The 10,790-nt window shown below is 38.5% G+C and carries 13 protein-coding genes and 2 pseudogenes; 4 read left to right on the forward strand and 11 right to left on the reverse strand.

Going from position 1 to position 10,790, the window contains the following annotated elements; all coding sequences use genetic code 11:
• Nucleotides 1–261 precede the first annotated feature (261 nt).
• The gene (locus B7703_RS05365) at nt 262–798 is read left to right on the forward strand and encodes a biotin transporter BioY (RefSeq protein ID WP_023946412.1); all 537 of its coding nucleotides are present in this window, start codon (nt 262–264) and stop codon (nt 796–798) included.
• Between the two features lie 53 nt (nt 799–851).
• Here B7703_RS05365 and B7703_RS05370 read toward each other — a convergent pair whose 3' ends face one another.
• Nucleotides 852–1,067 carry a YdbC family protein gene (locus tag B7703_RS05370; protein WP_000807422.1) on the reverse strand — a complete coding sequence of 72 codons (216 nt, stop codon included), beginning with the start codon at nt 1,065–1,067 and terminating at the stop codon, nt 852–854.
• A gap of 98 nt (nt 1,068–1,165) precedes the next feature.
• On the opposite strand from B7703_RS05370, the gene B7703_RS05375 reads away from it, so the two are divergent.
• A complete protein-coding gene (locus B7703_RS05375) occupies nt 1,166–1,486 on the forward strand; it encodes a hypothetical protein (RefSeq protein WP_023943050.1) in 321 nt (106 codons plus the stop codon).
• Nucleotides 1,487–1,516: 30 nt separating this feature from the next.
• Here the strand turns inward: B7703_RS05375 and B7703_RS05380 are convergent, their stop codons facing one another.
• The 7 genes from B7703_RS05380 to rpsP all read right to left on the reverse strand — a co-directional run bounded on the left by B7703_RS05380 (nt 1,517) and on the right by rpsP (nt 4,918).
• On the reverse strand, nt 1,517–1,855 hold the full coding sequence (locus tag B7703_RS05380; protein ID WP_084923913.1) for an ATP cone domain-containing protein: 339 nt from the start codon (nt 1,853–1,855) through the stop codon (nt 1,517–1,519).
• 11 nt (nt 1,856–1,866) lie between these two features.
• Complete coding sequence (gene trmD / locus B7703_RS05385) at nt 1,867–2,586, reverse strand: tRNA (guanosine(37)-N1)-methyltransferase TrmD (RefSeq protein ID WP_000686915.1); 720 nt, start codon at nt 2,584–2,586, stop codon at nt 1,867–1,869.
• Entirely contained in the window at nt 2,576–3,094 is a 519-nt protein-coding gene (gene rimM / locus B7703_RS05390) for a ribosome maturation factor RimM (RefSeq protein WP_001105890.1), read from the reverse strand. The genes trmD and rimM overlap by 11 nt, the downstream gene beginning before the upstream one ends.
• A 30-nt stretch (nt 3,095–3,124) precedes the next feature.
• Nucleotides 3,125–3,913 (reverse strand): alpha/beta fold hydrolase, encoded by a 789-nt coding sequence (locus tag B7703_RS05395; protein ID WP_084923915.1) that lies wholly within the window; start codon nt 3,911–3,913, stop codon nt 3,125–3,127.
• A 97-nt stretch (nt 3,914–4,010) separates the two neighbouring features.
• Nucleotides 4,011–4,343 carry a MazG nucleotide pyrophosphohydrolase domain-containing protein gene (locus tag B7703_RS05400; protein ID WP_084924172.1) on the reverse strand — a complete coding sequence of 111 codons (333 nt, stop codon included), beginning with the start codon at nt 4,341–4,343 and terminating at the stop codon, nt 4,011–4,013.
• A gap of 43 nt (nt 4,344–4,386) precedes the next feature.
• On the reverse strand, nt 4,387–4,626 hold the full coding sequence (kphA, locus tag B7703_RS05405) for an RNA-binding protein KphA (RefSeq protein WP_000379617.1): 240 nt from the start codon (nt 4,624–4,626) through the stop codon (nt 4,387–4,389).
• Nucleotides 4,627–4,645: 19 nt separating this feature from the next.
• The gene (gene rpsP / locus B7703_RS05410; RefSeq protein WP_000268760.1) at nt 4,646–4,918 is read right to left on the reverse strand and encodes a 30S ribosomal protein S16; all 273 of its coding nucleotides are present in this window, start codon (nt 4,916–4,918) and stop codon (nt 4,646–4,648) included.
• Between the two features lie 177 nt (nt 4,919–5,095).
• On the opposite strand from rpsP, the gene B7703_RS05415 reads away from it, so the two are divergent.
• A complete protein-coding gene (locus tag B7703_RS05415; RefSeq protein ID WP_084923916.1) occupies nt 5,096–5,302 on the forward strand; it encodes a hypothetical protein in 207 nt (68 codons plus the stop codon).
• Nucleotides 5,303–5,882: 580 nt separating this feature from the next.
• On the opposite strand, the pseudogene B7703_RS05425 reads toward B7703_RS05415, so the two are convergent.
• Nucleotides 5,883–6,952 (reverse strand): annotated as a pseudogene (locus tag B7703_RS05425) (IS3 family transposase); the annotation flags it as partial.
• Between the two features lie 376 nt (nt 6,953–7,328).
• Here B7703_RS05425 and gshAB point away from each other — a divergent pair.
• A complete protein-coding gene (gene gshAB, locus B7703_RS05430) occupies nt 7,329–9,593 on the forward strand; it encodes a bifunctional glutamate--cysteine ligase GshA/glutathione synthetase GshB (RefSeq protein WP_049531677.1) in 2,265 nt (754 codons plus the stop codon).
• A 120-nt stretch (nt 9,594–9,713) separates the two neighbouring features.
• Here gshAB and B7703_RS05435 read toward each other — a convergent pair.
• Nucleotides 9,714–10,097, reverse strand: a pseudogene (locus B7703_RS05435) (transposase); the annotation flags it as partial.
• A 1-nt stretch (nt 10,098) separates the two neighbouring features.
• Nucleotides 10,099–10,314 carry a hypothetical protein gene (locus tag B7703_RS05440; RefSeq protein WP_000456789.1) on the reverse strand — a complete coding sequence of 72 codons (216 nt, stop codon included), beginning with the start codon at nt 10,312–10,314 and terminating at the stop codon, nt 10,099–10,101.
• Nucleotides 10,315–10,790 lie beyond the last annotated feature (476 nt).

A 10,790-nucleotide genomic window follows, 5' to 3' on the forward strand; every position in this document is an offset into this window, starting at 1 on the left:
ACGAATTAAGGTAAAACTAAAAGGACTTAGCCCTGTACAATACAGAACTAAATCCTTTGCTTAAATTAATTGTCTAACTTTTTGGGGTCAGTACAAAATGTATCTGCTTCTTTTTTGATGTTTTCGAATCGATGAAAACAACTTAACCAATAAGCAAAATCGGCCGTTACAGTTTTTGTTACCTTGTTTTAAAAAATTGGTTGACAATAATTACTCTACGAGTATAATAGTTACTATACATCAGAAAAGAGGTTAACTATTTTGAAAAAAGCTCATATTTATGCTATCCCTGCTATTGGAGCTGCTCTCATTGCTGTTTTGGCACAAATCAGTCTTCCAATTGGACCTGTTCCCTTCACTCTGCAAAACTTTGCAATCGGCTTGATTGCAACTGTCTTTAGACCAAGAGAGGCTGTACTTTCTGTTGGACTCTATCTTCTTCTAGGTGCTATCGGTCTTCCTGTTTTTGCAGGAGGTGGAGCTGGTTTTCAGGCTTTAGTTGGTCCTACTGCAGGCTATCTTTGGTTTTATCTTGTTTATTCTGGACTTACATCCTCTCTAACCAACAGCAAGAGTAGTGTTGTCAAGATTTTTCTTGCAAACCTCTTGGGTGATGCCCTTGTCTTTGTCGGCGGGATTCTCAGCTTACATTTTCTTGCTGGAATGGCATTTGAAAAAGCTCTTGTTGTGGGGGTCATTCCCTTTATCATTCCAGACCTTGGTAAAATTATTGCTATTAGTTTTATTAGCCGTCCATTACTTCAACGCCTTAAAAATCAAGCTTACTTTGCTAACTAAAAAAGGATATCGAGTTGTCATGACTCAATATCCTTTTCATTCATTTTGACAACTTAGTTGCCTTTAAAGGCATCCACCATCGTTTGAAATTCTTCATTTGAGAGAGTGATCCCTTTACCCATTTTAGTATGGTCTGGACTCCAAGCACGAATATCAAACTTTGCAGGGGCTCCATTAAAGCTCACACGGTTGATTTCCTTGGTCCAACCTTTTTCGTTTTCAGAAAGAGTCAACAAGTGCTCTTCGATTTCAAATGTAAATTCTGCCATTTTCTTCTCCTTTTTTTGCTTTCATTTGATTATTCGTAAAATCTTGTAGATTTTAGGAAAATTTTATATAATATTGATATAAAAGAAGGGAGGCCAATATGAGACATAAATTCCAGCAAGTTCTAGATAAAATACATGACTTTTTAAATGGACATGAAGAACCAGACCATACTGAAAGCAACTCCCTTACAGCCACTATTGAAGAGGCTATCCAGAAACAAACTGCTGTTCACCTTATCTTGTCTGAGACAAGTTTTACAGGTGACATCATCAAATACGATCAGCAACGCCAGCAAATTATCGTGAAAAATTTTGCTAAAAATGTGACCCGTATTATCCGCATAAGCGATATTCAACGCCTACGATTTGTCCCTTCAACTGTCCAAACAGCCCAAAAAAATAGATTTAAGAAAGAGTGAGATGTAGTTGCTTCATCCCACTCTTTTTTCTTAGCAAATTTGTTCAAAATGTAAATGAACCGCGATATGATCTCCATAACCACTTCTTTCCAAGTCACGTTGTAGACGATAGGAAATGTAGTGTTCTGCTATGGTAATGTAACCTGCACCCAGTAAACGATGTTCAACCATAGACTGAATCATGCTGATGGTAGCACGTTCCACCTTGGCCTCTTCCAAATCCAAAACCACTTTCTTAGTGACTTGTGCAAGGTTTTGACGCAAATCATCTGTCAATACATAGACAGTCTGGGCTGCCTTTAAGATAGCTTGGTAAATCTTATCTGGATTAAATTCAGCAATTTCACCATCACGTTTGATTACTTGCATAGGTATCTCCTTTATTCTTTGTTTTCTTTAATTTCTGCCAGCATTTTTTCTTCTTCTGCTGTCAGTTGATAATGTTCAAGCAAATCCGGTCTGCGCTCGTAGGTTTTCTTTAAACTCTCATACAGGCGCCACTGACGAATCTTTTCATGGTGTCCACTCATCAGTACATCTGGCACGACCATCCCTCGATAATCGTAGGGGCGTGTGTACTGAGGGTATTCGAGAAGGCCTGAAGAAAAACTATCATCTTGGTGGCTAGACTCCTTGCCAATCACTTCTGGAATCAGGCGAACCGTCGCATCAATCATGGTCATGGCTGCCAACTCTCCACCAGTCAAGACATAGTCCCCCAGGGAAATCTCATCTGTCACCAAGGTCTTAATACGCTCATCATAACCCTCATAGTGCCCACAGATAAAGATTAACTCTTCCTCTTGAGCCAAATCCTCAGCATAGGCCTGATCAAACTGCTTTCCAGCTGGATCGAGGAGAATAACGCGCGGATTTTTCTTTTCAATAGCATCAAAGGCATCGAAAATGGGTTGGGCTCGGAGCAACATCCCCTGACCGCCTCCGTAGGGCTCATCGTCTACATGGCGGGCCTTTTCAGCATTTTCTCGAAAATTATGATACTGGATATCCAAGAGCCCTTTTTCTCGAGCCTTTCCAACAATTGAGTGTTCCAGTGGAGAAAACATTTCTGGAAAGAGGGTTAAAATATCAATCTTCATCGTCTAACCCTTCTAAGATTTCCACATCGACCCGTTTATTTGGAATATCAACATTGAGAACCACTGGTGGGATATAAGGCAATAATAAATCACGCTTGCCTTTTCGCTTGACCACCCAGACATCGTTGGCACCTGGTTGCAGGATTTCCTTGATGGTTCCAATCAAGTTATCACCCTCATAGACTTCCAAACCGATAATCTCGTGATAATAAAATTCACCATCGTCTAGGTCATTCAAATCTTCCTCAGCAACCTTGAGACTGTATCCCTTGTACTTTTCAATAGCATTGATATGGTACATGTCTTTGAATTTAATAATGTCAAAGTTCTTCTGTTTACGGTGGCTAGCAATGGTCACTGTTTGAACAAACTGATCTTTTTCATCAAACAAAGCCAGCTCAGCCCCTTTTTTAAACCGTTCTTCTGCAAAATCCGTCACAGACAAGACTCGCATCTCACCCTGCAACCCCTGCGTATTGACGATTTTCCCAACATTAAAGTAGTTCATCTTGTCTCCTGTACTCTATTTCTTTCCATCTTATTCGGACAATTCTCGAATAATAGTCACAATTTTTTCTGATTCTGACCATTGTAAATAATGGTGATTCCCTCCTAAAATGAGTTTAGTATTGGAAGTCCAATATTCTGATTCTCTGTACTCTTTTTCTCTATAAGGCTGACAAAAAATAAATACAGGGATATAAGATTCTATAAATACATTCTCAAAATCTTCTTCAGTAATCTCTCCAGATATCTGAAATCCTGTATATTGATTTTCCAACTCTGAGCCTTTTTCTTGCATTATTTCCCAGATTTCTTTATTAATTTCAGGGCTAAATGTGGCTTGAGTTAAGTTCTTAAAATAAAGTTCAGGACCATACTCGTCAATCAGCCTCATCTGCTCTTCCATTTCTGGATAAGGATTTTCTGAAAAATCAGCAAACATGACTTTTTTAGTTGTCGGTTCCATTGCTACTAAAGCCTGACACTTAATTGGTTTCTTGAGCAATTTACAAGCTAAAATTCCACTCAAACTATGTACACAAAGTATATATTCAGAAATCCCTAATTCTTCAAGTACTTCATAAACCACATCTGCAAGATTATCTAGATTTTTTCCAGCTTGGTCATGAATCGGACTCCTACCTGTGTTCGGAAAATCAATTGTCAAATAACCAATTGTGGGAGGAAGTTTTTCAAGTATAAGTGAAAAATTGTCATAACTTGGTAGCAAACCTGCGCCACTTAAACAAACTAGCATTTTCTTTTGCTTTTGATAAGTAACAGAGAGACTACCAATTTCTGTAGATACTTCAATCCTTTTCATAAAGAAATCCACTCATTCTGTATAATGAATTATAAAAAATCCTTATCCTTTATTTTATCACGTTCCAGTGATTTTCACAAGTTGGAGAAAAAGTATGTCAACTCTCGAATTCCTTCAAAAATCCTTCCAAATCACGTTCATGTTGGTACTTAATGGCTGCAGTTTTGTCTTTCTCAAAAATGGTTTTAGTGAGATCAATATGATTAATAGCTGCGATAGCGACGGTGTAGTGAATGATATCAGCCAGTTCTTTTGCTAGTTCCTCGTTAGAATCTTGAACGCCCTCTTTTCTACCAGAGCGACCATTCAAAACCTCAGCTACTTCTCCGACTTCCTCCACTAACTTCATAAAGAGACCTTCCTCAGTCCGAGACTGCTGGTAATGTTCCAGTAGGTAGTCTTGTAATTGTCTAAACGTTAAATCCTTCATATCCTGCTCCTTGCAAAAAAAGCGAGACATCTGTCCCGCTTTTTTATTTTTCATCGATAACGATTCTTACTTTTTTGTCTTCAGTTGGGACAGAGTAGACAATCGTTCTTATCGCTGAGATAGTGCGACCCTTACGACCGATAACACGACCGACATCGCTTTGGTCAAGATCCAAATGATATTCCAAAAATTCTGGTGTATCTTCAATCTTGATAGTTAAGGCATCTGGTTGTGAAATCAAGGGTTTCACAATCGCAATAATGAGATTTTCAATCGTATCCATCTGTCAACCTACTTTAAACTTATTTTGAGAATTTAGAATCGTGGAATTTTTTCAATACGCCTTCTTTTGAAAGGATGTTACGAACTGTATCTGAAGGTTGAGCTCCATCAGCCAACCATGCAAGAACGCGGTCTTCTTTCAAAGTTACTTGGTTTTCAGCAACAAGTGGGTTGTATGTTCCAACTGTTTCGATGAAACGTCCGTCACGTGGTGAACGTGAATCTGCTACGTTGATACGGTAGAAAGGTTTTTTCTTAGAACCCATACGAGTCAAACGGATTTTAACTGCCATTTTTAAAGTCTCTTTTCTTATTTTTTATTTCGGTGAAATAGCTGAGCTATTTAGCACATGTTCTATTATAGCAGATTTCTAACAGGTGTCAAGAAAAAAACTTGACAGACTATAAAATTTTTAAACCATTTAGAAATTTGTTAGAAGTAGGAAATAAATGTTTGAAAGAGGCTATCCGTGAATAGTATTTTAGAAATATTTTTTAAAGAACACCAAGTCAAACCCTACATCTCTCCTGAACGTGATTTGGATGCTTGGCTCCTAAATCCTAAGCCCGTTCCCAAACGAAACATGGAATTATTAACAGATGATTTACTAGCAGGAGATATCATTTTACTATGGAGAATCCAGTTTGGTACTTTTACCACCGAAACCTGGTTTTAAAAACTCCCATTCAAATATGATTCAAAATTCGCTTAAAATCATAAAAAAACACCCAATGGTTTGAACCATAAAGTATTGTAAATACTGTTTTGTAGCTAGTTCTTAACCTTTAGAGAACTGGCTAGCTTTACGAACTTTCTTAAGACCTGGTTTGGAAAGTATGAGTTTCAGTTGGACTAAAAATAGCGTAATATCAAGGTTTTTATGAACGATATTTACTGATTGATTTCATAAAATTTGAATCAATATTTCTTAAATAGGGGAATAGTTCGGTTCTGTAAGTATTAATATAATACACCTACAAAGCTTATTATATCAGATTTTCCCCAGTTTTAGAAAAATAGGTAGAGAAAAAAAACAACATCTGGATTTTCCAAAAAATCTTGACAAAGTCCTCATATAACCGTTTCTGCATTTTATTATATCATTTTTGACTTAGAAAATAATATATAATAGAAGATGATTCGTCTTTTTAAACGGACTTATCAAAAACTGGAATTCTATCAATATTTTGGACACATTTTGGGAGGAAAATTTGAAGGCTAGCGCCCTTCGGTTGCTGGACCCCTTCTACGACCAATTCTCTGTACTCTACAGGGGACTGGTCATTCAATTTTTGTTGAATTCTAGTTTCATTATAAAATATGATGTAATTTTTGACAATATCTGTTATACTATCTCCAGTTATGTTTCTTCACTTATGGAGATAGAAGGTTTCAGACTTTAGGACGGAATGAAACCATTCGATACAGGCATTATCTGCTGGTGTTCCCTTACGGGACATGGAGCGGGTGATGCCTTTTTCTACACAAGCCTGATAGTAAGCTTTTGAGGTGTAAACCGATCCCTGATCACTGTGTAAGATCGCTCCTTGAGGTAATTCCAATTGATGGAGCGTGTCCAACACAAAGTCCGTATCCTGACAATCTGAGATGGTATAAGCCACAATCTCACGATTATAAAGATCCATGATGGAGGACAAGTATAGCTTACATTTACCTAAGTATAAATAAGTAATATCTGTGACAAGCTTCTCCATAGGCTTGTCTGCTTGAAAATCACGATCCAGCTTATTGTCTGTTACATGGTAAGGCTTCCCTAATTTAGGTTCCTTCTTGGGACGGGCACGGCAAAGGTAGCTCTTTTCCTTCATGATACGATAGACCTTCTTGCGATTAACGACGAGGTTATAAACTTTCTTTAGTAAGCGAGTGATGGTTCGATAGCCGTAAATAAAGTGATTTTCTATACAGAGTTGTTCGATTTTATCTGCTATTTCGCCTCTTTTCTGAGAATTCTTACACTCCTGTTTCCAGCGATAAAAGGTGGAGCGTTTGACGCCGAAACATTCTAAAATAATAGATACAGGGAACGTTTTCTTATACTCTTCTACTAGCTTGATAAGACTTACTTTGTCGATTCTCTTATCAAGCTCTGATACTTTTTTAGTAATTCTACCTGCAATCGTAACTGTTCCACTTCAGATAACTGTTTCATCCCATTACCATAAGTATATTGTTTCCCCACGGGTTGGTGGAAACGGTACAATTCATCATTCTGATACCATCGCTACCAGGTCTTGGCCTGACTAGCATTTTTGATGCTGAGGGTATCCATGATAACTTTATTTGATTTGCCTGCCTTCTTCATTTCGATACAGGCTAGCTTAGTTTCTACTGAATATGCTTTTTGACCATAACAAAACACCCCTGTTTCTAGTTTACCACAACAGGAGTGTTTTCTTGTGTCTCATTTTATGGGTGCAGTGCCGACCCTAGGGATTCTTTCGTTCTCATATATACGTCATTAGTATAGGCTAATTTGATTTAAATTGCAAGAGAAATAACATTTTACATAAAAATCGGTGGGTATTTTACAATTTTTGCATATAATAGAGCTAAAAAGCAACTGGTTTTAAGAATTCTTATCTAAAACATTCGAAAATTCCCCTTAACCGTAGCGGAAAGTTGTTTTCTTTTCCCTGTTATAATATACTATTACTAACATTAGATGAAAAGGTGACTCTATGACTATAAATCAACTGCTTCAAAAGCTGGAGCCTACTAGCCCTATCCTTCAAGCTAACTTTGGAATTGAACGCGAAAGTCTTCGTGTCGATAGACAGGGAAAATTAGCACATACGCCTCACCCTTCCTGCCTAGGAGCTCGAAGTTTCCACCCTTATATTCAAACAGATTTTTGTGAGTTTCAGATGGAACTCATCACACCAGTTGCTAAATCTACCACTGAGGCTCGTCGATTTCTTGGAGCCATTACCGATGTAGCTGGACGTTCCATCAGTAAAGATGAACTTCTCTGGCCCTTGTCCATGCCTCCTCGTATCAACGCCCAAGAAATCCAAGTTGCCCAACTGGAAAATGAATTTGAACGCCATTATCGTAACTACCTAGCCGAAAAATACGGAACTAAACTACAAGCTATCTCAGGTATCCACTATAATATGGAACTAGGGAAAGATTTGGTTGAAGCCCTATTCCAAGAAAGTGACCAGATTGATATAATTGCTTTCAAAAACGCCCTCTATCTCAAGCTGGCTCAGAACTATTTGCGCTATCGTTGGGTGATTACCTATCTCTTTGGTGCTGCACCTGTTGCTGAGCAAGGCTTCTTCGACCAAGAAGTGCCAGAACTCGTGCGTTCCTTCCGAAACAGCGACCATGGTTATGTCAATAAGGAAGAAATACAAGTATCTTTTGCAAGCCTAGAAGACTATGTCTCTGCCATCGAAAACTATATCGAACAAGGTGATTTGATTGCGGAAAAGGAATTTTACTCGGCTGTTCGTTTCCGTGGACAAAAGGTTAATCGCTCCTTCCTTGACAAGGGAATCACCTACCTAGAATTCCGTAACTTCGACCTCAACCCCTTTGAGCGTATCGGTATTAGCCAAACTACCATGGATACCGTACACCTACTCCTTCTAGCCTTCCTCTGGCTGGATACCCCTGAAAATGTTGATCAGGCTCTGGCTCAAGGTCACGCGCTGAATGAAAAAATTGCCCTCTCTCATCCTTTAGAACCTCTACCTTCTGAAGCTGAAACTCAGAACATTACGACAGCTCTAGACCAACTGGTGCAACATTTTGGGCTTGGTGACTATCATCGAGGTCTGGTCAAACAAGTTAAAGATGCCTTTTCAGATTCCAGTCAGACACTAGCTGCTCAACTTCTTCCTCATATCAAAGACAAGTCCCTTTCTGACTTTGCCCTTGACAAGGCGCTTGCCTATCATGATTACGACTGGACTGCCCACTATGCCCTTAAGGGTTATGAGGAGATGGAACTTTCTACCCAGATGCTGCTCTTTGATGCCATTCAAAAAGGGCTTCATTTTGAAATCCTAGATGAGCAGGATCAATTCCTTAAACTCTGGCATAAAGATCATGTTGAGTACGTCAAAAATGGTAACATGACCTCAAAAGACAACTATGTAGTTCCTCTTGCCATGGCTAATAAAACCGTGACCAAAAAAATCCTGGCTGATGCTGGCTTCCCTGTCCCTGCCGGCGACGAATTTACCAGTCTAGAACAAGGTCTAGCCTACTATCCTCTTATCAAGGGCAAACAAATTGTGGTTAAACCAAAATCAACCAACTTCGGTCTGGGCATTTCCATTTTCCAAGAGCCTGCCAGCCTTGATAACTATAAGAAAGCTCTCGAGATTGCCTTTGCAGAAGATACAGCTGTTCTTGTTGAAGAATTTATCCCAGGAACCGAATACCGTTTCTTCATTCTGGACGGGCGTTGTGAGGCTGTCCTCCTTCGTGTCGCTGCTAATGTTGTCGGTGATGGCAAACACACCATTCGTGAATTAGTCGCTCAGAAAAATGCCAATCCATTGCGAGGCCGTGACCACCGCTCACCTCTGGAAATCATTAAGCTAGGAGACATCGAACAATTGATGTTGACTCAGCAAGGTTATGCACCTGATGATATTCTCCCAGAAGGGAAAAAGGTCAATCTCCGCCGTAACTCCAACATCTCTACGGGTGGTGACTCTATTGATGTCACTGAGACAATAGATTCCTCTTACCAAGAATTGGCAGCAGCTATGGCAACTAGCATGGGGGCCTGGGCTTGCGGGGTTGACCTCATCATTCCAGATAGAACTCAGCCTGCTAGCAAGGAAAAACCTCATTGCACTTGTATCGAGCTCAACTTCAATCCCTCTATGTATATTCACACCTACTGTGCTGAAGGTCCTGGACAAGCTATCACTCCAAAAATCCTAGACAAGCTTTTTCCAGAAGTTACCACAAGTCAAACCTAAAACCTAATTCTTAGGAACAAACAAATCACCTTTATCTCGATGATATGATACCTCTTAAGTAGACAAGGTAAATACCTAAAATCTACGGCTCTTTGTCAACTGTAGTGGGTTGAAGAAAAGCTAAGCTCGAGAAAGGACACATTTCGTCCTTTCTTTTTTGATATTCAGAGCGATGAAAATTCGCTTCTTGAAGTTTTCAAAGTTCCGAAAACCAAAGGCATTGCGCTTGATAAGTTTGATGAGATTATTGGTTGCTTCCAATTTGGCGTTAGAATAGGGTAGTTGAAGGGCGTTGACGATTTTCTCTTTGTCCTTTAGAAAGGTTTTAAAGACAGTCTGAAAAAGAGGATGAATCTGCTTTAGATTGTCCTCAATGAGTCCGAAAAATTTTTCTGGTTCCTTATTCTGAAAGTGAAAAAGTAAGAGCTGATAGAGATGATAGTGGTGTTTCAAGTCTTCTGAATAGCTCAAAAGCTTGTCTAGAATTTCTTTATTGCCTAAATTGTCAAATTAAGTTAGACTTTTCAAGTAACTCAGAAAAACTTGGTAGGGTGATTGAAATAGTTCTATATAGTAATTCATAGACTACCCTCTGTTCAACTATTCCCCATTCATCTGTAACAAAAAAATATTTCTCATGATGTCGCCAAATATGTTGTCCATAACCTTTTATTTCCTCAAACTTACTAACTTCTTCCCAGCCTAGTTTACTATATTCCATGTATGTTCTCCGATCTTTTCACTAATATCTTACATTACACCTTCAGGAATATCTCCTGTTGATCATTGTAACTATCTAGTTGACTGTTATACCAAACCCTGGAATTCTGTCAATATCTTCTTTTCCCTATTTTGATTTATTTCTCAGCTATATGGTATATTAGGATACTTTGAATTCACCTTAAACAAAAAAATGCACAAGTTAATTACAACCTGCACATCTTTTTAATTTTATATTTAAAAGAGACTATAAATCAACTTTCCGAAAAATAAGTATTTTTCTGAGAGAAATTGGTTACTCATTATAGTCCCTAGCATTTTTTAATTTATAAACACTTGTTGTGTTATTTTCATAGGAGGAACGAATGTGCGATTTTAAATAGGGATTGCTCGTAGCTTGTATAGTAGAATTTACTGAAGCTTTTGACTTTAGAAAATTCGATGTACCTTTAGACAGTATAAATTTAAAATCTAGTC

It is taken from the genome of Streptococcus mitis (assembly GCF_002096735.1).
GTDB classification, from domain to species: Bacteria; Bacillota; Bacilli; order Lactobacillales; family Streptococcaceae; genus Streptococcus; species Streptococcus mitis_CZ.